The sequence below is a fragment of the Streptomyces corynorhini genome, from assembly GCF_003346515.1.
Taxonomy (GTDB): Bacteria; Actinomycetota; Actinomycetes; order Streptomycetales; family Streptomycetaceae; genus Streptomyces; species Streptomyces corynorhini.
Window position 1 is genome coordinate 56,669 of sequence record NZ_QQNA01000021.1, and the last position, 20,964, is coordinate 77,632.

Here is a 20,964-nt window from a genome sequence, read left to right on the forward strand (position 1 = left end):
ATTACACAAATGAGTGGGACTGGAACGCCAGAAACTGGGAACAACACGCGGAAGTTCATTCCCACGGCCCAACGTGACGGCACAGCGCGAGCGCCCGGAGCACGGTCGCAGGCACAACAGCCCCCCACGGACCGGCTGATGACCGGAAGGAGGCGGCCATGGCCCCACCCATGTCCGCGACCGATTTCCTCAACGCCCTGAAGGACGAGGGGCTCAGCGTCGTCCAGGTCGGTGACTGGCGTACGCACAACCGCAACGGGCAAGGGGCCTGGGGCCCGGTGCACGGTGTCATGATCCACCACACCGTCACCAAGGGCACGGCGGCGACCGTACAGCTCTGCAAGGACGGTCACGCGGCCCTGCCGGGCCCGCTGTGCCACGGCGTCATCGCCAAGGACGGCACGGTGCACCTGGTCGGCTACGGCCGGGCCAACCACGCCGGGCTCGGTGACGGCGACGTGCTGGACGCCGTGATCGCGGAGAAGCGGCTGCCGCCGGTCGGCGTGGCCGACACCGACGGGAACCGGGCGTTCTACGGCTTCGAGTGCGAGAACCTCGGCGACGGCGAGGACCCGTGGCCCGCCGCCCAGTTGGCGGCGATCGAGAAGGCCGCGGCGGCCGTCTGCCGCCACCACGGCTGGGCCGCGGGGTCGGTGATCGGGCATCTGGAGTGGCAGCCGGGCAAGATCGACCCGAAGGGCTTCACGATGGACGTCATGCGCGGGCGCGTGCGTGACCGGCTGAAGTGAGCCCGGCCGGGCGATCCGGCCCGGCGGCGGCCCGACGGCCCGGCGGCGGCCCGGAGGCCCGGCGGCGGCCCGGAGGAGCCGGTGCCCCGGAGGACTGGGCGGCCCGACGGCCCAGTGTCCTGGCCGCCCGGTGGGCCCGGATGACCCGGGCCGGGGTCACCGGGCCGACAATGGCCCCATGACCTCGTCCGGAGCGCCCGACCTCGCCACCCTGCGGCCACGGCTGCCGTCGCCGCTGCGAGCGGCCGAGGACGAGCGCTTCACCCGGCACGGCGTACGGCTGCTGCTCAAGCGCGACGATCTGATCCACCCGGAGGTGCCCAGAAACAAGCCGACTGGTGTTAGTCGGGCTGATCTGGGGCTTTATTTCCGTAGACAGCCCGGCACACCTTGATTGAAGGTGGGCATATGGGCATGGTCACCGATCCTGCCAAGCTGTGTGATCTGTTTCTTCGTCGCAGCACGTTGCAGGACGACAAGACGACTCTGCAAGCGCACGAACGTGATCTACGGGAGCGAGCGGCACGCGAGGGCCTGACGGTCCGCAAAGTCTGGAAAGAGGAGCTGTCCGCCTTCAAGGCGGGAGTGAAGCGGGAAGAGTTCGACAACGCCATCGCGGCCGTGCTGGCCGGAGTGGTGCGTCACCTCCTGGTCTGGAAGCTCGACCGCCTGAGCCGTCGGGGCATGGGACAAGTCGGCCTGGTCCTGGACCAGTTCGAAGCCAAGGGCGCCCGGCTCGTGGCACTCATGGACGGCCTGGACAGCAGCATCCCGCAGCACCGGGGGCTCTTCGCCTGGTTGGCCGAGCAAGCCCGCGCCGAGTCGTACAACACATCGACCCGAACCCGGCGGACCAAGGCGGAGAGGAAGATCACGGGGGCGTGGCCCGGCGGACAGCCTCCGTACGGCCTGCGTGTCCGCAAGGGCAGGACCGAGACCGAGCACCACCCCAAGGAGTACGCGACAGCGCGTCGCATCGCCGAGTGGCTGCTCGCGAACAAGGCGACGGGATGGATCGCCCAAGTGCTCAACGAGGAGGGCCTGAAGACCCGGCGGGGCGGCAAGTGGCGATCGTCCACGATCACCCAACTGGCGCACTCTCCTGCCTGGGCGGGGCTGATGCCTGTGCACGAGCGCTACGCGGACGAGGTGGGCCGGGAGCGTTGGCGGCTGATCGATGAGCCGCTGACGGGGCCGGACGGTGAGCCGGTAAGCATCGGAACGGGGGTCATCACCGCAGGCGAGCGAGCCCGCATCCTGACCTCTCTTCGCTCCCGCACCTCCGAGGGCCTGGCCAACGGTCGACGCGGCAAGCCCGCCGCCCAGTCGTTGCTGTCCGGACTCCTCAAGTGCGGCCGGTGCGGCGGCAACATGACCAAGGGCGGTCCACAGTACCGGTGTTACCGGCGAGTCAACATGGGGAAGGCTGCGTGCCTGGGCATGACCGTACTGGTGAAGGATGCGGACAGCGCCCTGTCCTCGGCGTTCATGGCCCGCGTGACATCGTTCACCGAGGATCATGAAGTGTTCAAGGAACTCGCGCGCCGGTGGCTGGCGTACCAAGATCCCGAATTGGACGCACGGCGCACCGAACTGATCTCGGCGAAGGACAACACCCAAGCGCGCCTTGACTCACTGGACAACGCCTACTACGTACTGGGCCGGTTCAAGGGCCCCCAGGGCGAACGTCGCTATGAGCAGATGCGCGAGGTGGTGGAGTCGCAACTGTTGTCCGTGCGCAACCAACTGGAGGGGATCAGTAATTCCACGGACCTCATGATCCTTCACGACCTTGATCAGCTTCATGAAGCCTGGGAATCCGCTGATCTTGAGCATGCGCGCATGTTGCTCCGCGTCGTGCTCCACTCAGTCACGCTCCTGCCACCCCCCGGGCAAGGGAGGCGGAGTTCCTGGTACCAGCTCGTCTCGCGCTGCTGCTTCCACTGGGTGGGCGAGAAACCGCAACCCCTTCGCGTGGACTCATTGAGGCTCGACGGGCTGTCGCGATACCTACCGGATTCGGAACTCGCCGCTTAGCTCGGCAGCGCCCCCGCGGCGCGCCTGGGCACGCGGCCGGCGCCGCGAGGCTTTGGGCGGGAGCTGCCATGGGGTGAGAGAACAGGGGGCCTTACGCTCGTCAGCGAATCGGGCGGGTCTGTGCACCTGCCCGCGTTTGCGACCGATGGGCCCCCTGTTCTTGGAGGCTCGCCCCATGGTGGCTGCCTAAAGCCTCGCGGTGCCGTCCGCCCCAGCCACAGACAGCCCAACGGCGTGCCGAGCGAGCCGTGAGGGGTGGCACAGCCAAGGCCAGGACCTGCGTCCTACGCCTCTGGGAGGCCCGGTAAGCGGGCGGTGGGCGCTCGGCCGGGACCGGCCGTCAGGCCGCATGCCCGGCCGGGGGCGCCCGAACCGCCCGGCGCGCCGAAGGCGCGCCCTTGAGTAAGTAGAGAAAAGTTAGACCGATGCGCCCCGCGTCAGCCCCGACCACTTCGGCAGGCGGCCAAGCGCCCACGCACGGGCGGTCGGATCGTGAGCCCGTGGCGCTGAGCAAAGTGGGACGCTGAAGGCCGACAGCTCGGGGCATGCTGAACGTCACGGCATGGCTTGGCCCCCCTGGGTCCGCAACCAGAGGGGCTCAGCTCACGGAGACCGTTACGGCTTCGAGGACGCTTCGCGTCTCAATGCCTCGGCGATCTTCTCCACCATGGCGGCGGGGATAAGCCCAAGGTGCACGTATGGCCGTCCGGAGTGGGGCAGCACAGGCCGGGCATGGCGGTACTGATGTTCAGGAAAGCCACATGCCGCCAGGGCTTCTTTGAGTGCGTATGTCGCGTCGTCGGCCGACTTTCGGCCATCGCGCCACTGCTGCATATCCAATGCCGTCACCTCCAATTCATGAGCGGCGTCACCTGGTCCTGTGGGGGTGATTACTGATCTCCACGTTCGCGTCCGTCGCCGCCGAGTAATCACCCCGGTCCCGGGCCTCCTGCCGCTGCTTGGCCAAGGCCGCGCAGACATCACACCCCTTGGCCGGTCGCGGAAGCTCCGGGGGGAGCATGAGGCGCGGGGGGCCGTCCATAGTCGTCTTCTCGCTGTTCATGGGTGTGATGCTGCTCACCCTTTCCGGACGTATCTCCCCTCAAAGCAGAGACAGTTGAGACATAGGTCGCTACGGTTCAAGAAGGCCCAAACGTCGCGGGGAGAAGTCTTGAACGTCGCTCTACGATCGGCTATGGCGGATGCGAAGCTCACTCCCCGGAAGCTTGCTGCCCGTATCGGTGTGGCGCCCAAGACGGTGGAGCGGTGGCTGGCAGACGCAGAGTTGGTACCCCATGCAAGGAACCGTGTCGACGCCTGCCAGGCGCTGAAGGTGGACGAAGAGATGATCTGGCCAAAGGCTGTGCAGGAGCGTGTGAAAACGGGTCATGACCGGGAACTGGTGCACGCCTACCCCTACCGGTCCGCCTGCCCTTCAACGGTGTGGGGCGAACTGATCGAAGGTGCTACCGAAGAGATCTTCCTGGCCGGTTATACGAACTACTTCGTATGGCTCGAACAACCAGCCTTCGTCGACACACTGCGACGAAAGATCGATTCAGGGTGCAGAGTGCGCTTTCTGCTGGGTGACCCCGAGGGCGAGGTGACCCGCCAGCGCGAGGCCATCGAGGATGTGGCTCTGAGCGTGTCCACTCGCATCAGGATCAGCCTGGAGCACCTAGGACGCCTCGGCTCCGTAGACGGCTTGGAGACGCGTTTCAGCAGGGCTGACGACGCTGTGAACCATGTGTCGTTGTCTGTTTTCAGGTTCGACCACGACGCTCTCGTGACGCCTCACCTGGCCCGACTCGTCGGCCATGATTCCCCGCTTCTGCACCTGCGCCGTCAGGGCGACAGCGGCATGTTCGACAGGTTCGCGGAGCACGCGGAGGAACTCTGGGGCCGGGGCGTGCCCCGTACGCCTTGACGGCACGGGGGAAAGCGACGTTCACAATGACTGTGTGAGCCTGCCCGTAGACCTTGACACCGCACTCCAGCCTCGACCCTCCTCGCCCGTGCAGGAAGTCCAGGATGAACGATTCGAGCGCCAGGGTGTGCGACTGCTGCTGAAGCGTGAAGACCTTATCCATGCCACTTTGGAGTGGGATTCAGCTGCGCTTGGACCAGTGGACCTGTACCCTCCCGGCAACAAGTGGCGCAAGCTGGCGCCCAATCTGCGCGCGGCGGCGGAGAGCGGCCGGCGCACCCTGGTGACCTTCGGCGGCGCGTACTCCAACCACCTGCGCGCGACGGCCGCGGCCGGCCGGCTGCTGGGCTTCGCCAGCGTCGGCGTCGTACGGGGCGACGAACTGGCCGGACGCCCGCTCAACCCCTCGCTCGCCCGCTGCGCGGCGGACGGGATGCGGCTGGTCTTCGTGGACCGCGCCGCCTACCGGCGCGCGGCGGAGCCCGCCCACGTGGCGGCGCTGCTTGCCGACGCGGGCCTCGATCCGGATTCCGTTTACCTCCTCCCCGAGGGCGGCAGCAACGCGCTCGCGGTGACCGGCTGCGTGGACCTGGGCCGGGAGCTGCGCGGCGCAGCCGAGACCGTGGCCGTCCCCTGCGGGACCGGCGGAACCCTTGCGGGGCTTGCCGCCGGGCTCGACGCCGGGCAGCGGGCCCTGGGCTTCCCGGTGCTGCGCGGTGGCTTCCTGGACGCCGCGACCCGGGATCTCCAGCGCGCCGCCTTCGCCGCCCCCACCGCCGCCTGGACGCTGGACGACCGGTTCCACTTCGGCGGCTTCGCCCGTACCTCCGCCGAACTGGAGTCGTTCGCGGCGGACTTCGAGCAGCGGCACGGGCTCGCGGTGGAACGTCTCTATGTCGCCAAAATGCTGTACGGCCTGACGACGCTGGCGGCGGAGGGCGCCTTCGCGCCCGGCACGGCCGTCGCCGCCGTGATCACCGGCGTACCGGAGCCCACCGCGTAACCCCGCACCACCCGCGCGCCACCGCGCGACCCCGCACAACCCGCGCGACCCCGCGCGATCCGGCCCGTCTCAGTCCGACTCGCTCTCCCGGTACGCCGCCGCCTCCTCCAGGTCCAGTCTGCGCAGCAGCGTCCGCAGCATCTCGTCGTCGATCCGCCGCCGGTCCCGCAGCTCCACGAAGACCGTGCGCTCGGCCTCGATCATCTCCCGCGACAACCGCCGGTAGGTCTCGTCGGCCGACTCGCCCGTGACCTCGTTGACGGCGCCCAGCCGCTCCCAGACCGAGTTGCGGCGGCGCTCCAGCACGGTGCGCAACCGGTCGGCCAGGGGCCGCGGCAGCGCGTTGCGGTCGTCGGCGAGCAGCTCGTCGAGCCGCCGTTCGGCCACCGTGGACGCCTCGCTCTGGGCCTGCGCCTCGGCCAGGGTCTCGGCCTGCCGGTCACGGCCCGGCACCTTCAGCAGCCGGATCAGCGGCGGCAGGGTGAGCCCCTGGACGACCAGGGTGCCGATCACCGTGGCGAAGGTCAGGAACAGGACGAGATTGCGGCCGGGGAACGGCTTTCCGTCACTCAGCGTCAGCGGGATGGAGAACGCGATGGCCATGGACACCACGCCGCGCATCCCGGCCCAGCCGATGATCAGCGGGGCCGTCCAGTTGGTGTCCGGTTCGCGCGCCCGGATCCGGGCGGACAGCAGGCGGGGCAGGAAGGTCCCCGGATAGACCCAGACGAACCGGACCGCCACCACCGCCACGAAGATCCCGACCGCGTACAGCAGCGCCTGCCCGACCCCGTACTCGCCGAGCCCGCGCAGGACGACGGGCAGTTGCAGCCCGATCAGCGCGAAGACCGCCGACTCCAGGACGAAGGCGACCATCTTCCACACCGCCGCCTCCTGGAGCCGGGTCGCGAAGTCGACCTGCCAGGAGCGGTGGCCGAGGTAGAGGGCGACCACCACGACGGCCAGCACCCCGGACGCGCCGACCTGTTCGGCCGCCGCGTAGGCGACGAACGGGATGAGCAGCGACAGCGTGTTCTGCAGCAGCGCCTCGGTCAGATGCGTACGCAGCCAGTGCAGCGGCACCATCAGCACCAGCCCGATCCCGACCCCGCCGACCGAGGCCAGCGCGAACGCGCCGATCCCCTCGCCCCAGCTCGATCCGGTGCCGACGGCTGCCGCCAGGGCCACTTTGAACGCGGTGATCGCGGTCGCGTCGTTGAGCAGCGACTCGCCCTGGAGGATGGTGGTGATCCGGCTCGGCAGCCCCAGCCTGCGGGCGATGGCGGTGGCCGCCACGGCGTCCGGCGGCGCGACGACCGCGCCGAGGACCAGCGCGGTGGTCGTGGGCAGATCGGGCACCATGAGATGGACCAGCCAGCCGACCGCGAGCGTCGCGAACAGGACGTAGCCGACCGAGAGCATCGCGACCGGCCGCAGATTGGCCCGCAGGTCGAGATACGAGCTGTCCACGGCCGCCGTGTAGAGCAGCGGTGGCAGGAGCAGCGGCAGCACGATGTGCGGATCGAGGGTGTACGCGGGCACACCGGGGATGTAGGCGGCGACCAGTCCCGCGGCCACCAGCAGCAGGGGCGCGGCCACCGGCGTCCTGCGCGCCACCCCGGCGATCGCGGCGCTGCCCGCCACCAGCGCGATCAGCGGCAACACGTCCATCTCTGCTCCGTCCCGCCCGGCCTGCCCGGCCCGTCCGACCTATCCGACCTGCCCGGCCCGTCCGGCCTGCCCGGCCCGTCCGACCCGTCCGACCTGGTACGCCCGCCCGGTGCCGGCCGCGCGCGCGTCGTAACCTGGCAATCATGAGCGAGTGTGCGCATGTCGCCGATCTGCCGCGCCCCGAGCCCGCCCCTCGGAGCGAGACCTGCCTCGCCTGCCTGGCCGCCGGCAGCCACCCGGTGCAGCTGCGGATGTGCCTGCTCTGCGGTGAGGTCGGGTGCTGCGACTCCTCGCCGTACCAGCACGCCACCGGGCATTTCGAGCGGACGGGGCACCCGGTGATGCGCAGTTTCGAGCCGGGGGAGGAGTGGCGGTGGTGCTTCGTGGACGGTTCGATCGTGTGAGGGCTGGGTACGTCAACCCTCCGCCGGTTCTTCATAATTGACGGCCGCAGACCCCTAGCGACTTTCCGTGCCCATATGCTTACCATGAGTGACGGTCGTCGGACGGGGGTCCCGGCGACACGGCGGCATGGATCGCGATAGCGTCGCCACTCCAGACCGGCTACGTAACGACACGTACCGCGAGGCTCCTGGACATTCCCCGTCCCGGAGCCCTGAAGAGCTTGTGCCACCTTGGAGGTGAGGGTGTCCCAGATCGCAGGCGAGCCCGGGACCCAGGACTTCGTGGAAGTCCGGCTGCCCGCTGCGGGTGCCTACCTGTCTGTGCTGCGTACGGCCACGGCCGGCCTCGCGGCGCGTTTGGACTTCACCCTCGACGAGATCGAGGACCTCCGCATCGCGGTGGACGAGGCCTGCGCGATCCTGCTTCAGCAGGCCGTACCGGGTTCCGTCCTCAGCTGCGTGTTCCGTCTCGTCGAGGACTCACTCGAAGTGATCGTCTCGGCCCCCACCACGGACGGGCGCGCGCCGGAGCGCGACACCTTCGCCTGGACGGTGCTCTCCGCACTGGCCGGCAAGGTCGACTCGACGGTCGCCGAGGACCGTACGGTCACCATCAGCCTGTACAAACAGCGCGGCGCGGGACCCGGGCCGGCGTGACGAACGGGGACGGTCCGATGCGTGACGAGGGGCGCATCCCACAGGAACCGCGGGGAGGGCACGAGGCTCCGGCGGAGCCGGTGCGCTCCCCCGCGGGCATCCCTGAGCAGCAGGCCCGTCCCCACCCGGAGGACGGGCGCCCGGAGGACGGAAGTGACGGCCACACGGCCGCGGCGGAGCAGGCGCAGGCAGAGCGGGCGGCCTTTATGAGCGAGCAGCACCACGATCCACATGACCGCAGCGGGGCGCGGGCGATGTTCATCGCGCTGGGCAAACTGCCCGACGGCTCGCCGGAGAAGGCGGATCTGCGCAATCAGCTGGTGCGTATGCACCTCCCGCTGGTCGAGCATCTCGCCCGGCGCTTCCGCAACCGCGGGGAGCCGCTGGACGATCTGACCCAGGTCGCGACCATCGGTCTGATCAAGTCGGTGGACCGGTTCGACCCCGAGCGCGGGGTCGAGTTCTCGACCTACGCGACCCCGACGGTCGTCGGGGAGATCAAGCGGCACTTCCGCGACAAGGGCTGGGCGGTACGGGTGCCGCGCCGCCTCCAGGAGCTGCGGCTCTCCCTGACGACGGCGACGGCCGAGCTGTCGCAGCAGCACGGCCGCTCCCCCACGGTCCACGAGCTGGCGGAACGGTTGGGCATCTCGGAGGAAGAGGTGCTGGAGGGCCTGGAGTCGGCCAACGCGTACTCCACGCTGTCGCTGGACGTCCCGGACACGGACGACGAGTCCCCGGCCGTGGCGGACACGCTGGGCTCGGAGGACGAGGCGCTGGAGGGCGTCGAGTACCGCGAGTCGCTCAAGCCGCTGCTGGAGGATCTGCCGCCGAGGGAGAAGCGGATCCTGTTGCTCCGCTTCTTCGGCAACATGACCCAGTCGCAGATCGCGCAGGAGGTCGGCATCTCCCAGATGCACGTCTCCCGGTTGCTGGCGCGCACGCTGGCGCAGTTGCGCGAGCGGCTGCTCGTGGAGGAGTAGGCGGCGCGGGTACCACCGGTACGGGCACCCGTACGGGTGGGGCGGCCCTGCGGGGCCGCCGCACGGCCGCCCGACCGCTCCCCCGCCCGACCGGTCCTACGCGTCCCGCGCCGGGCCCCTGATGCCCAGGGCCTCGGTGGTCGCCGGGTTGAGGATCAGGACCAGCCCCGTCACCGCGACGACCGCGAGCGCGATCCCCGCGGGGATCAGTCCGCCCGTCGAGGTCAGCAGGGTGTAGGCCACCGGCAGGGCCATGATCTGGGTGATCATCGCGGGGCCCCGGCTCCAGCTCCGGCGCAGCAGCAGCCCCCGGGCGGCGAGCAGCGGGATCGCGCCGAGCGCGATCAGGGTGACCCCGCCCATCTCGGCCTGTGCCGGGCTGTCGGGCCGCCCGAGCAGCCCCATCACCAGCAGGTAGACGCCGCCGACGGCCAGCGCCAGCCCTTCGAGACCGCAGACGGCCGCGGCGGCGGTCAGCCGGCCGGGGCGCGGTCCTTCGTCGGCCGGGGACGGCGCGGACGCGGTCGCGGGGCCGGTCCCGGAGCCGGTCCTGGGAGTGGCCTTGGAGTCGGTCCTGGGGGTGGTCTTGGGGGTGGTCTTGGGGGTGGTTCCCTTGTCGCTGGTGCTCACCCTTGCAGGGTAACGGCCGGGCCCCGCCGTGTCGGCGCGGTCCCGCCCGGGGCACCGGGCGCCCGCCGTCCCGGGGACGACCCCGGGGCGCCAGGCCGGTAATCTGCTCGGCATGCGCGCACTTCTCGTGGTCAACCCGGCAGCCACCACCACCAGTGCCCGCACCCGTGACGTACTCATCCACGCGCTGGCCAGCGAGATGAAGCTGGAGGCGGTGACCACGGAGTACCGGGGGCACGCCCGCGATCTGGGCAGGCAGGCAGCGGACTCCGACGACATCGAGCTGGTCGTGGCGCTCGGCGGGGACGGCACGGTCAACGAGGTCGTCAACGGTCTGCTGCACAACGGACCCGATCCGGACCGGCTGCCGCGCCTCGCGGTCGTCCCGGGCGGCTCGACCAATGTCTTCGCCCGTGCGCTCGGGCTGCCCAATGACGCGGTCGAGGCGACCGGCGCGATTCTGGACGCGCTCGCGCTGCGGAGCGAACGTACGGTCGGTCTGGGACTGGCGGCCGGAACGCCGGGCACGGACGACGAATCGGTGCCGTCCCGCTGGTTCACCTTCTGCGCGGGGTTCGGATTCGACGCGGGAGTGATCGGCCGGGTCGAACAGCAACGGGAACGCGGAAAGCGTTCGACGCACGCTCTCTATATGCGCCAAGTGGTACGGCAGTTCCTGGAGGAGCCGCACCGTCGGCATGGCGTGATCACGCTGGAGCGCCCCGGCGAGGATCCGGTGGAGGATCTCGTCGTCTCCATAATCTGCAATACCGCTCCCTGGACCTACCTGGGGAATCGTCCCGTCTACGCGTCCCCGGCGGCGTCCTTCGACTCGGCTCTCGACGTGCTCGGGCTGACCAGGATGTCGACGCCCACGGCGGCCAGATACGCCACCCAATTGCTGACGTCCACCCCCGATCGGGGCCCCCAGGGACGGCATGCCGTCTCGCTGCACGACCTCACCGACTTCACCTTGCATTCCAAGGCGCCCCTCCCCTTTCAGATGGACGGTGACCATCTAGGAGTGCGTACGAGCGTGACGTTCACAGGCGTACGACGGGCACTGCGTGTGATTGTGTGAGTGGAAGCGGCCAAAGTCCTTTCACTCGAACGTTTAGGCTGGCATCCACCCCATGGAAGTACGGCTGTGACCTAGTCGACACCGAGGAATCCAAAAAAACTTTCCGGAAGGGGTTGTATCCGCCGCCGAGGTTTGCGAATCTCTACATGGCGATCGGGACGGCCCGCAACACCGGCCTCTCTGAGAGCAAGAACCCCTCCTCGAACACAAGGACCGCAGCGGTTTCACTGCCGGTCGGCCCTTCCCCTGTCGAGGGATTCGTGAAAGCGTTCACATTCACAAGCAACACGTACGACATACACAAGAGAGGTAGCAGCCATGGACTGGCGTCACAACGCCGTTTGCCGCGAGGAAGACCCGGAGCTGTTCTTCCCCATCGGCAACACCGGTCCTGCGCTGCTGCAGATCGAGGAAGCCAAGGCCGTCTGCCGTCGCTGCCCCGTCATGGAGCAGTGCCTGCAGTGGGCGCTCGAGTCCGGTCAGGACTCGGGTGTCTGGGGTGGCCTCAGTGAGGACGAGCGCCGCGCCATGAAGCGCCGTGCCGCTCGCAACCGGGCGCGTAACGCGACCGCCTGAAGCCCCCTGCCACGAGCCCTGGACGGCGGAGCGTACAGCGTGTACGCATAGCCCCGCCCCCGAACCGCAGCGCGCAGTACCCCCCGATGCGCATCGCAGTGTGAGCTTCGAACCGAGCCCCGGACCGTCATCACGGTCCGGGGCTCGCTGCTGTACCCGTACGGGTGACACGCGCCCGCAAGTGAGCCGGGGGCGGACCGGGCGGTGAACCGGGCCGCGAATACGGTTATTTGTGCGGCTTCACCGGAATGTCCAGCATCACCCGTGTCCCGCGCCCCGGCGCGGGCACCATGTCGAAGGTGCCGCCCAACTCGCCCTCCACCAGGGTCCGTACGATCTGGAGCCCGAGGTTTCCGCCGCGCTGCGGGTCGAAGCCCTCGGGCAGCCCGTGCCCGTCGTCCTGGACGGTGATCATCAGCCGGGTGTCCGCGCGGGCCCGGTCGACCCGGCCGGCCTGCGCGTCGCCGCCGCGCACCGCCGACACGTCGACCGTGCCCCGCTCCCCCGGCGCGAAGGCGTGCTCCAGCGCGTTCTGGAGGATCTCGGTGAGCACCATCGAGAGCGGAGTGGCCACTTCCGCGTCGAGGACGCCGAACCGGCCGGTCCGGCGGCAGACGACCTGCCCCGGCGCGATCTCGGAGACCATCGCCAGCACCCGGTCGGCGATCTCGTCGAACTCCACCCGCTCGTCCAGATTCTGAGACAAGGTCTCATGGACGATGGCGATCGAACCGACCCGGCGCACGGCCTCGTTGAGCGCCTCCCTGCCCCGCTCCGACTCCATCCGCCTGGCCTGCAGGCGCAGCAGCGCGGCGACGGTCTGGAGGTTGTTCTTCACCCGGTGGTGGATCTCCCGGATGGTGGCGTCCTTCGTTATCAACTCGCGCTCGCGGCGCCGGAGTTCCGTGACGTCCCGGAGCAGCACCAGGGAGCCGATCCGGGTCCCCTTGGGCTTGAGCGGGATGGTGCGCAGCTGGATGACGCCGTCGCCGCCCTCGACCTCGGCCTCGCGGGGCGCGTAGCCGCTGGCGAGTTTGACCAGGGCCTCGTCCACCGGACCCCGGGCGGGGGCGAGTTCGTCGGTGGTCCTGCCGAGGTGGTGTCCCACCAGGTCGGACGCGAGTCCCAGCCGGTGATACGCGGAGAGGGCGTTGGGGCTCGCGTACTGGACGATGCCGTCGGCGTCCAGCCGGATCAGCCCGTCGCCCGCGCGCGGGGAGGCGTCCATGTCGACCTGCTGGCCGGGGAACGGGAAGGAACCCGCCGCGATCATCTGGGCCAGGTCGGAGGCGGACTGGAGGTAGGTCAGCTCCAGTCTGCTGGGGGTGCGCACGGTGAGCAGGTTGGTGTTGCGCGCGATGACGCCGAGGACCCGGCCGTCGCGGCGTACGGGGATGGACTCGACCCGTACGGGCACCTCCTCGCGCCACTCGGGGTCGCCCTCGCGCACGATGCGGCCCTCGTCGAGCGCCGCGTCGAGCAGCGGCCGACGGCCGCGCGGGACGAGGTGGCCGACCATGTCGTCCTGGTAGGAGGTGGGGCCGGTGTTGGGGCGCATCTGGGCGACGGACACATAGCGGGTGCCGTCGTGGGTGGGGACCCAGAGCACCAGGTCCGCGAAGGAGAGGTCGGAGAGCAGCTGCCACTCCGAGACCAGCAGATGGAGCCACTCCAGGTCGGATTCACCGAGGGAGGTGTGCTGGCGTACGAGGTCGTTCATGGAGGGCACACCCGCGAGCGTACCCGTGGCCGGCCGATCCGTACGGATCGAGGTCTGGCCGGGGCGGGCGCGGGGAAATAGGCTCGGGGAATCCGGGGAGACGCGCTCCAGGGGCTCCGGGTCGGGGGAAATAGGCCCGGCGCACGCATGGACAGCGAAGAATGGTCTAGTCCACAATTGATGTCAGAGCCTCCGCCCTCCCCGCACAGGAGGGCGGACCGGGGTTCCGGGCGCTCTCTGCCCTGACTGCGACGGGACCCCTCGCACGGCCGCGCGGGACCGCACACCCGTCGGCCGGAGCATTCGGGGCTGCGGTGTCCGACGGGCTGAGGGTCCCGTCGCGGCGCCGCGGCCCGCGGGTGCCGCCCGGCCCGGGAGTCGCGAGCCGGACGGGTCAGCTGGATTCCGGGGTCTTGGCCATGGCGCGCGGGACATCGGGATCGTGGCCGCGCCGCAGGGCGAGTTCGTACGTCAGAAGGTGCAGCGGCAGGATCTCCAGGATCGGCTGGAGCCGCTCGGGAACGCCTTCCGTGGGCAGCGCGAAGCCCACCGAGCCCTTGGCCGCCTCCGCCCGCGTACCCACCACGAACAGATCCGCGCCCCGGGCGCGCAGCCGGTCGAGCACCGGCCGCAGCGCCTCGCCGCCCTTGCCGTCGGGGACGACCGCGAGCACCGCGGAGGTGTCGCCGATCATCGCGAGCGGGCCGTGCAGCAGATCCGCGCCGGAAAAGGCGAGCGCGGGCAGGTAGCAGGTCTCCATCAGCTTCAGCGCCGCCTCCTGGGCGGTCGGGTAGCCGTAGCCGCGCGAGGTGACGACGACGCGTTCGGCGAACCGGTAGCGGGCGGCGAGCGCGCGCACCTCGTCGCGGCGCTCCACGATCCGCTCCGCGAGGTCGGGCAGCAGCGCGAGGGCGCGGCCGTCGTCGTGGTCCTCGCCCCGCTCGCCGCCGCCGAGCGCCGCGACGAAGAGATAGAGGGAGAGCAGCGAGGCGGTGTACGACTTGGTGGCGGGCAGCGCCCGCTCCGGGCCCGCCAGTACGTCGATGTGGAACTCCGATACGGCGGCCAGCGAGGAGTCCGGGTTGTTGGTCACCGCGAGGGTGATCGCGCCCGCCTCCCGGGCGGCCCAGGTGGAGGCGACCAGGTCGGGCGAGCCGCCCCACTGGCTGACCGCGACGAACAGCACCCCGGTGAGGTCGGGGCGGGCGCCGTAGGCCGTCGTGGTGGACATGGACGCCAGGCCGCAGGGCAGCCCGCGCCGGATCTCCAGCAGGTACTTGGCGTAGAGCGCCGCGTGGTCGGAGGTGCCCCGGGCGGACAGCAGCGCGAAGCGCGGGTTCCTGGCCGCGATCACGGCGGCGACCTCGCGGATGCGGGGCGCGCCGTCCTGGAGGACGCGCCGCAGCACTTCGGGCTGCTCCAGCACCTCGGCGGACATCAGCCGTCCCGGCCGCTCGACGGGCCCGTCCTGCGCATACCCGGCAGCCATCTCCGGCGCCTCCCAGTCGCTCACACCCCAGTCGACCACGGTCCGCCGATCCCCCGCCACCGGGCCGGGGCGCGCCCGGCGCCCTCTGCTAGAATTGGTCTATACCACAATGGTCGTAGGCGTGAGTCATCCTCAGACCCAGATCGGCAGGTCCCCGCGTGGAAGTTGTCATCGTCAAGGACGCCGCCGCCGGCGGCGCGCTCATCGCGGACAGTGTCGCCGCACTGCTGCGCCGCAGGCCCGACGCGCTCCTCGGGGTGGCGACGGGCTCGACGCCGCTGCCCGTCTACCGGGCGCTGACCGCGCTGGTGCGGGCCGGTGCGCTGGACGTGTCGCGGGCCAGGATCGCGCAGCTGGACGAGTACGTGGGGCTGCCCCAGGGCCACCCCGAGTCGTACCGCTCCGTGGTGCTGCGCGAGGTGGTCGAGCCGCTCGGTCTCGACGAGGCCGCCTTCCTGGGCCCGGACGGCAGCGCCGAGGACGTCCAGGCGGCGTGCGAGGCGTACGACCGGGCGCTGGCCGGGGCGGGCGGGGTGGACCTCCAGCTGCTCGGCATCGGCACGGACGGCCACATAGGCTTCAACGAGCCCTGCTCCTCGCTCGCCTCCCGGACCCGGATCAAGACGCTGACCCGGCAGACCCGCGAGGACAACGCGCGGTTCTTCGACAGCCCCGACGAGGTCCCGCACCACGTCATCACGCAGGGCATCGGGACCATCCTGGAAGCCCGTCACCTGGTGCTGCTGGCGACCGGTGAGGGCAAGGCGGACGCGGTGGCGCAGGCCGTCGAGGGGCCGGTCGCGGCCCTGGTGCCCGCCTCCGCGCTGCAGCTGCACCCGCACGCGACGGTGGTCGTGGACGAGGCGGCGGCCTCGCGGCTGAAGCTCGCCGACTACTTCCGCGCGACGTTCGCGGCGAAGCCGGAGTGGCAGGGCATCTGAGCCGCCCCCTCCGCTCCCTCCTCTTCCCTTCCCCCGTGTACGACACTGCCGGGCCGCCCCTCACGAGGCGGCCCGGCAGTGTCGTACGGTCCCTCAGCTCGACCGGCTCCGTCGGCCCGTCGGCCCGTCGGCTCCGTCGGCTCCGTCGGCTCCGTCGGCTCCGTCAGCTCCGTCAGCTCCGGCCGGCGATGATCTCCGCCGCCGCCCGGCCGCACACCCGCGCGGCGCCGTACGTGGCGATGTGCGGCGCGCCCTTGGGCTCCGCCTCGTTGACGCCCATCTCCACGACGACCGTGCCGGGGCGCGCCGCGAGCAGGGCGTCCAGCGTCTCGGCGATCCAGGGGTGGCGGTGGGCGTCGCGCACGACGGCGACGACGGTACGGTCGCCCGCCGCCGCGAGCACCTCGGCGGCCGGTCCCGCCGCCGCCGTCCCCGCGCCCGTCCCCGCGCCCGCGTCCGCGTCCGCCGGTGCGCCGTAGGTGCCGGACCGGGTGCCGGGCAGCAGCCGGGCCAGCTCCGCCGCGAGGCCCCACGGGGTTTCGTCGCCGACGGCGATGTTGGCGACGGGGCTCAGGGCGGCGACGTACGGCGCCCGGGTGAGCGGCGCGGCCGTACCGGTCACGTGTACCGCGCGGCGGGCCGCGACGAGCCCGATCGGGGTACCGGGCGCGGTCCCCTCCCGCGCGTCCGCGCCCGGCCCCGAAGTCCCCCTGGCCCGGAGCGCCCAGTCGGCGAGTCCGCGCACCCGCGCGGCGGCGTCGGCCAGTCGCTCCTCGGACAGTTCGCCCGCCCGTACCGCCGTCACCAGGGCGTCGCGCAGCCGCAGTACGGTCTCCTCGTCCGCCAGGCCGCCGCCGACGCAGATGGCGTCGGCGCCCGCCGCGATCGCGAGGACGGAGCCGCGCTCGACTCCGTACGCCGAGGCGATGGCGGCCATCTCCATGCCGTCGGTGATGATCGGCCCCTGGAAGCCCAGCTCCTCGCGCAGCAGACCGCCGAGGATCCGCCGGCTGAGGGTCGCCGGGCGGTCGGGGTCGAGCGCGGGGAGCAGGATATGCGCGCTCATCACCGATTTGGAGCCCGCCGCGATCGCCGCGCGGAAGGGCAGCAGGTCACGGGCGTGCACGGTGTCCAGGTCCACGTCGATCCGGGGGATCGCGAGGTGCGAGTCCACGGCGGTGTCGCCGTGCCCGGGGAAGTGCTTCGTGCAGGCGGCGACCCCGGCGCTCTGGAGCCCCTCGACATACGCGGCGGTGTGCCGGGCCACCAGCTCGGGCCGTACGCCGAACGAGCGCACCCCGATGACCGGATTGTCGCGGTTGGAGTTCACGTCGGCGGACGGCGCCCAGTTGAGGTTGACCCCGCACTCGGCGAGCCGGCGGCCCAGCTCGCGGGCGACGCTCCGGGTGAGTTCCGGGTCGTCGACGATGCCCAGGGCGTAGTTGCCCGGGAAGGAGGAGCCGTGGCGTACCTCCAGCCGGGTGACGTCGCCGCCCTCCTCGTCGATCGCCACGAGGACGTCGTCGCGTTCGGCGCGCAGCCGCTCGGTGAGCGCGGCGAGCTGCTCGGGCGAGTCGACGTTGCGGCCGAACAGCCCGACGGAGGAGAGCCCCTCGCCGAGCCTGCGCAGCAGCCAGTCGGGCGCGGTGGTGCCGAGGAACCCGGGCTGGAGGACGGCGAGGGCGTCGCGGGTGAGCTGGTCGGTGGAGGATGCGAGCGTCGTCATCGGCTGTTCCTAACCCTTCACTGCGCCGGAGGTGAGGCCGGTCGCCATGTACTTCTGCACGAGGAGGAAGAAGGCCACCACCGGAATGGCGATCAGGGTGGAGGCGGCCATCAGGGCTCCGTAGTCGACGCCGCGCGAGGTGGTGAAGTTCATCAGCCACACGTTCAGCGTGTATTTGTCGTTGTCCTGCAGGAGCACGTAGGCGAGCAGGTACTCGTTCCACGCCGTGATCAGCGAGAAGATCGCGGCGGCGGCCAGCCCCGGGGCGAGCAGCGGGAAGGTGACCCGCCAGAAGGCGCCCATCCGGCCGCAGCCGTCCACCATCGCGGACTCCTCCAGCTCCTGCGGGATGTTGATGACGAAGCCGCGGATCATCCAGGTCGCGAAGGGCAGCGTCGAGACCAGGTAGATGACGATGACGCCCCAGTACTCGTTCAGCCCGCCCAGGTCGTTGAGCTGGATGTAGATGGGGATGAGCATCGCGGTCGGCGGCAGCAGCTGCACGGTCAGCAGCACGATCATGAAGAACTTGCGGCCGCGGAAGCGGAACCGGCCGATGGCGAAGGCCGCGATGGTGGCCAGCAGCATGCCGCCGAGGACGGCGGTGCCGCAGATGATCAGGCTGGACTGGATGGCGGTGGAGAAGTTCGGCTGGTTCACGGCCCGCTGGAAGTTGTCGAGCGTGAACGAGGAGGGCCACAGGGTCTGGTCGTAGCTGCGGATCTCGACGTTGGGCCGCAGCGAGCTGATGAGCAGCCAGTAGACCGGGAAGGCCATGACGACGAACACGCCCAGGCCCAGGAGGTTGTAGACGAGCCGGTTCTTCTTGCGGTCCGGCCGGAGGGTCTGGGGGGTGGAGGCGCTCATTCGACCTCTCCGATCTTGAGCAGCTGGCGCAGGTAGTACACGGCGACGCCGGACAGGAGCAGGACCGTGATGAGGGAGATGGCCGCACCCTGGCTGAACGAGTTGGACTCGAACGCCTTCTCGAACGAGTAGATGCCGAGGAGCGAGTACTCGGGCTCCGGCTTGTTGCCCCGGATCAGGAAGACCTGGCCGAAGACGTTGAAGTCCCAGAGTACGGACAGGGTGCCCACCATCTGGAAGACCGGCTTGATGACCGGCCAGGTCACGTACCGGAAGATCCCGGTGACGCCCGCGCCGTCGAGCGCGGCGGCCTCCTCCAGCTCCTTGGGGACCTGGGTGAGCGCCGCGTAGAGGGTGACGGCGACGAAGGGGATGGCGCCCCAGACGACGACGGCGCCGATGATGACGAAGCCCTGCTTGGGGTCGAGGAACCAGTTGTGGCCCTGGGCGTCCACGCCGAGGTACTTGGTCAGCACCATGTTGAGGACGCCGTAGTCGGAGTCGGCGAACCAGCGGAAGATGGAGGTCGCCACCAGCAGCGGCATCGACCAGGCGGCGACGAGGGCGGCGGTGAGCAGCAGCCGTACCCAGGTGTCCATGCGCTGCATCAGCATGGAGATGCCGAGACCGGCGGCCATGGTGACGGTCACGCAGATGACCATGAAGACGACGGTCCGCAGGACGACGGCCCAGAACTCGCCGTCACCGAGGATGTTGGTGAACTGCTCGAAGCCCACCCAGGGAGCGGCCTGTCCGCTCCACAGCTCCCGTCTGCCGACGTCCTGGAACGACATGAGGACGGTCTTCACGAGCGGCCAGACGAAGACGGCGGCGATCGCGACGAACGCGGGGGCTATCAGCAGGTAGGGCAGGAGCGCACCGGCCTTGCGCCGCGCGCGCGGCGGCGGCTCGGACGGCCGGGGGGACCGGGGGTCGCCGGCCCCTACGGGGACCGGTGCGGCGGCTGCCGGCGGGTCGGCTGCTTTCATCTCGGCGGCACTCACGTGTGCTGGCCTTCCGTTCGGACCTGGTACCGGAGGACGGGAGACGGCGGGGTCCGGGGCCCGGTACGGACCTCGGACCCCGCCCCCTCCCGCGGACGATCAACGGTGAGCCGTCGGCTCAGGACTCCTCGTTGATCATCTTGTCGATCTCCGCGTCGGCCGCCTTCGTGGCGTCGGCCACCGACTTGCCCTTGATGATGTCGAGCAGCATCACCTCAAGGGTTTCCTTCTTCTCGATGGCGGTCCAGCCCGGGGCGATCGGGGTGAACCACGCGTCGGGCACGGCGTTGGCGATGGGCGCCGTGTCCGGGTTGGACTTCAGCGGCTCCAGCTGCTTGGTGTTGTTCGGCAGGATGTTCTTGGAGGCGAGCACTTCCTGCGACTTGGCGCTGGTGAAGGCCGCGATCCACTCCTCGCCGAGGTCCTGGATCTTCGACTTGGAGATGGTGGCGAGGTCGGAGCCGCCGATGAAGGAGGGCAGGGCCTTGCCGTCGGGGCCGGGCATCCCGGCGGTGCCGATCTTGTCCTTCAGCTTCGGGTTGCCGTTCTGGGCCGGGTCGATGACGCTGCCGGACTCCCAGCCGTTGCCGTAGAGGAGGGCCGTCTTCTCGTTGGCCATGACGTTGGCGTGGTCCGCCTCGTCCTTGGTCTTGTCGCCGTGGTTGTACTTCTTCACCAGGTCGACGAAGTGCTGGATGCCCTTCTGGGCCTCCGGGGTGGAGAGCGTGGACTTCCACTCCTTGGCGCCCTCGTCGTACTCGGCTATCCGCCCGCCGTACGCGGCGACGTACGACATGGCGGCGTACCAGTAGCGGCCCGGCAGGTAGAGCGGCGAGAACGCCTTGTCCTTGCCGTTCTTCGCCTGGATCTTGTCGAGCGCCTTGGTCAGGTCGGCCTCGGTGGCGGGCAGTTCGTCGGAGCCCGTTCCGGCCTTGAACATGTCCTTGTTGTAGATCGCCACGCGCGCGCCGGCGTAGTAGGGCACGCAGTACTGCTTGCCCTCGAAGGAGCAGGTGTCCTTCAGACCCTTGATCCAGGTGTCCGAGTTCTCGTACTTCTTCGGGTCGATCTCGCCGAGAGCGCCGTTGAGGATGTACGTCATGGTCTCGGTGTTGCCCAGCTCGACGACGTCCGGGAACTTGTCACCGGAGAGCGCCGCGTCCAGCTTCTTGGCCTTGTCCGCCCACTGCTGGTAGTTGACGTTGACCTTGACGTTCGGGTACTTCTCCTTGAACTGCGCGTTGACGTCCTTGACCAGCTCCGGCCAGGTGCTCTGCGCGTCCGACATCAGCCAGACGGTCAGGGTCTCCGCGCGGTCCTTGGGGTCCTTGGACGCCGAGCTGTCGTCCGATCCACACGCCGCTACGCCGAACATCATGCCCGCGACGCCGACCGCCGCGATGAGCTTGCGCTTCACGCCATCCTCCTCAAGGGATGCCTGCAACCCCCCTGCCCACCGCGAAGACCGCGAAGACTCAAGACAAGTACTGACACGTACG

Annotated in this window: 18 protein-coding genes and 1 pseudogene; 11 read left to right on the forward strand and 8 right to left on the reverse strand. The window is 70.1% G+C overall.

The window, feature by feature from the left end; all coding sequences use genetic code 11:
- The first annotated feature begins 158 nt into the window (after nt 1-158).
- The 5 genes and pseudogenes from DVH02_RS03910 (at nt 159) to DVH02_RS03940 (ending at nt 5,716) form a co-directional block, all read left to right on the forward strand.
- Nucleotides 159-749, forward strand: coding sequence for a peptidoglycan recognition protein family protein (locus tag DVH02_RS03910; protein ID WP_114622244.1), 591 nt, complete (start codon nt 159-161; stop codon nt 747-749).
- Between the two features lie 178 nt (nt 750-927).
- Nucleotides 928-1,080 (forward strand): annotated as a pseudogene (locus DVH02_RS03915) (1-aminocyclopropane-1-carboxylate deaminase); the annotation flags it as partial.
- 77 nt (nt 1,081-1,157) lie between these two features.
- On the forward strand, nt 1,158-2,786 hold the full coding sequence (locus tag DVH02_RS03920) for a recombinase family protein (RefSeq protein WP_114622245.1): 1,629 nt from the start codon (nt 1,158-1,160) through the stop codon (nt 2,784-2,786).
- A gap of 1,195 nt (nt 2,787-3,981) precedes the next feature.
- Nucleotides 3,982-4,713: a phospholipase D-like domain-containing protein gene (locus DVH02_RS03935; protein WP_199566159.1), complete on the forward strand. Its 732-nt coding sequence runs from the start codon at nt 3,982-3,984 to the stop codon at nt 4,711-4,713.
- 34 nt (nt 4,714-4,747) lie between these two features.
- Complete coding sequence (locus DVH02_RS03940) at nt 4,748-5,716, forward strand: 1-aminocyclopropane-1-carboxylate deaminase/D-cysteine desulfhydrase (protein ID WP_233518021.1); 969 nt, start codon at nt 4,748-4,750, stop codon at nt 5,714-5,716.
- Between the two features lie 69 nt (nt 5,717-5,785).
- Here DVH02_RS03940 and DVH02_RS03945 read toward each other — a convergent pair whose 3' ends face one another.
- Nucleotides 5,786-7,387, reverse strand: a complete 1,602-nt coding sequence (locus tag DVH02_RS03945; protein ID WP_114622249.1) for a Na+/H+ antiporter — start codon at nt 7,385-7,387, stop codon at nt 5,786-5,788.
- 143 nt (nt 7,388-7,530) lie between these two features.
- On the opposite strand from DVH02_RS03945, the gene DVH02_RS03950 reads away from it, so the two are divergent.
- From DVH02_RS03950 to DVH02_RS03960, 3 genes are all read left to right on the forward strand, one after another.
- Nucleotides 7,531-7,791, forward strand: a complete 261-nt coding sequence (locus DVH02_RS03950) for a UBP-type zinc finger domain-containing protein (RefSeq protein WP_114622275.1) — start codon at nt 7,531-7,533, stop codon at nt 7,789-7,791.
- A 243-nt stretch (nt 7,792-8,034) separates the two neighbouring features.
- Nucleotides 8,035-8,448, forward strand: a complete 414-nt coding sequence (locus DVH02_RS03955; protein ID WP_114622250.1) for an ATP-binding protein — start codon at nt 8,035-8,037, stop codon at nt 8,446-8,448.
- 17 nt (nt 8,449-8,465) lie between these two features.
- A complete protein-coding gene (locus DVH02_RS03960) occupies nt 8,466-9,431 on the forward strand; it encodes an RNA polymerase sigma factor SigF (RefSeq protein WP_199566160.1) in 966 nt (321 codons plus the stop codon).
- 96 nt (nt 9,432-9,527) lie between these two features.
- On the opposite strand, the gene DVH02_RS03965 is transcribed toward DVH02_RS03960, so the two are convergent.
- Complete coding sequence (locus tag DVH02_RS03965; RefSeq protein WP_407697585.1) at nt 9,528-10,061, reverse strand: hypothetical protein; 534 nt, start codon at nt 10,059-10,061, stop codon at nt 9,528-9,530.
- A gap of 112 nt (nt 10,062-10,173) precedes the next feature.
- Here DVH02_RS03965 and DVH02_RS03970 point away from each other — a divergent pair, with 112 nt between their 5' ends.
- Together DVH02_RS03970 and DVH02_RS03975 are read left to right on the forward strand one after the other, a co-directional pair.
- A complete protein-coding gene (locus tag DVH02_RS03970; protein WP_114622252.1) occupies nt 10,174-11,142 on the forward strand; it encodes a diacylglycerol/lipid kinase family protein in 969 nt (322 codons plus the stop codon).
- Between the two features lie 318 nt (nt 11,143-11,460).
- The gene (locus DVH02_RS03975) at nt 11,461-11,718 is read left to right on the forward strand and encodes a WhiB family transcriptional regulator (RefSeq protein WP_004937597.1); all 258 of its coding nucleotides are present in this window, start codon (nt 11,461-11,463) and stop codon (nt 11,716-11,718) included.
- A 226-nt stretch (nt 11,719-11,944) separates the two neighbouring features.
- Here DVH02_RS03975 and DVH02_RS03980 read toward each other — a convergent pair whose 3' ends face one another.
- The gene (locus tag DVH02_RS03980; protein ID WP_114622253.1) at nt 11,945-13,438 is read right to left on the reverse strand and encodes a sensor histidine kinase; all 1,494 of its coding nucleotides are present in this window, start codon (nt 13,436-13,438) and stop codon (nt 11,945-11,947) included.
- A 394-nt stretch (nt 13,439-13,832) separates the two neighbouring features.
- On the reverse strand, nt 13,833-14,927 hold the full coding sequence (locus DVH02_RS03985; RefSeq protein WP_114622277.1) for an SIS domain-containing protein: 1,095 nt from the start codon (nt 14,925-14,927) through the stop codon (nt 13,833-13,835).
- A gap of 158 nt (nt 14,928-15,085) precedes the next feature.
- On the opposite strand from DVH02_RS03985, the gene nagB reads away from it, so the two are divergent.
- Entirely contained in the window at nt 15,086-15,868 is a 783-nt protein-coding gene (nagB, locus tag DVH02_RS03990; RefSeq protein WP_114622254.1) for a glucosamine-6-phosphate deaminase, read from the forward strand.
- A gap of 172 nt (nt 15,869-16,040) precedes the next feature.
- Here the strand turns inward: nagB and DVH02_RS03995 are convergent, their stop codons facing one another.
- The 4 genes from DVH02_RS03995 to DVH02_RS04010 all read right to left on the reverse strand — a co-directional run bounded on the left by DVH02_RS03995 (nt 16,041) and on the right by DVH02_RS04010 (nt 20,882).
- Nucleotides 16,041-17,594, reverse strand: coding sequence for a glycoside hydrolase family 3 protein (locus DVH02_RS03995; protein WP_114622255.1), 1,554 nt, complete (start codon nt 17,592-17,594; stop codon nt 16,041-16,043).
- A gap of 9 nt (nt 17,595-17,603) precedes the next feature.
- Nucleotides 17,604-18,461, reverse strand: a complete 858-nt coding sequence (locus DVH02_RS04000) for a carbohydrate ABC transporter permease (protein ID WP_114622256.1) — start codon at nt 18,459-18,461, stop codon at nt 17,604-17,606.
- Nucleotides 18,458-19,465 carry a carbohydrate ABC transporter permease gene (locus tag DVH02_RS04005; protein ID WP_233518022.1) on the reverse strand — a complete coding sequence of 336 codons (1,008 nt, stop codon included), beginning with the start codon at nt 19,463-19,465 and terminating at the stop codon, nt 18,458-18,460. Before DVH02_RS04005 ends, DVH02_RS04000 begins: the two co-directional genes overlap by 4 nt.
- Nucleotides 19,466-19,583: 118 nt before the next feature.
- Nucleotides 19,584-20,882, reverse strand: a complete 1,299-nt coding sequence (locus DVH02_RS04010) for a sugar ABC transporter substrate-binding protein (RefSeq protein WP_114622257.1) — start codon at nt 20,880-20,882, stop codon at nt 19,584-19,586.
- Nucleotides 20,883-20,964 lie beyond the last annotated feature (82 nt).

What these genes read in the sequence shown, in the direction of transcription:
- DVH02_RS03910 (WP_114622244.1), top strand. Translation starts at nt 159, where the DNA reads ATGGCCCCACCCATGTCCGCGACCGATTTCCTCAACGCCCTGAAGGAC.
- DVH02_RS03920 (WP_114622245.1), top strand. Translation starts at nt 1,158, where the DNA reads ATGGGCATGGTCACCGATCCTGCCAAGCTGTGTGATCTGTTTCTTCGT.
- DVH02_RS03935 (WP_199566159.1), top strand. Translation starts at nt 3,982, where the DNA reads ATGGCGGATGCGAAGCTCACTCCCCGGAAGCTTGCTGCCCGTATCGGT.
- DVH02_RS03945 (WP_114622249.1), bottom strand. Translation starts at nt 7,387, where the DNA reads ATGGACGTGTTGCCGCTGATCGCGCTGGTGGCGGGCAGCGCCGCGATC.
- DVH02_RS03950 (WP_114622275.1), top strand. Translation starts at nt 7,531, where the DNA reads ATGAGCGAGTGTGCGCATGTCGCCGATCTGCCGCGCCCCGAGCCCGCC.
- DVH02_RS03960 (WP_199566160.1), top strand. Translation starts at nt 8,466, where the DNA reads ATGCGTGACGAGGGGCGCATCCCACAGGAACCGCGGGGAGGGCACGAG.
- DVH02_RS03970 (WP_114622252.1), top strand. Translation starts at nt 10,174, where the DNA reads ATGCGCGCACTTCTCGTGGTCAACCCGGCAGCCACCACCACCAGTGCC.
- DVH02_RS03975 (WP_004937597.1), top strand. Translation starts at nt 11,461, where the DNA reads ATGGACTGGCGTCACAACGCCGTTTGCCGCGAGGAAGACCCGGAGCTG.
- DVH02_RS03980 (WP_114622253.1), bottom strand. Translation starts at nt 13,438, where the DNA reads ATGAACGACCTCGTACGCCAGCACACCTCCCTCGGTGAATCCGACCTG.
- DVH02_RS03985 (WP_114622277.1), bottom strand. Translation starts at nt 14,927, where the DNA reads ATGGCTGCCGGGTATGCGCAGGACGGGCCCGTCGAGCGGCCGGGACGG.
- DVH02_RS03995 (WP_114622255.1), bottom strand. Translation starts at nt 17,594, where the DNA reads ATGACGACGCTCGCATCCTCCACCGACCAGCTCACCCGCGACGCCCTC.
- DVH02_RS04000 (WP_114622256.1), bottom strand. Translation starts at nt 18,461, where the DNA reads ATGAGCGCCTCCACCCCCCAGACCCTCCGGCCGGACCGCAAGAAGAAC.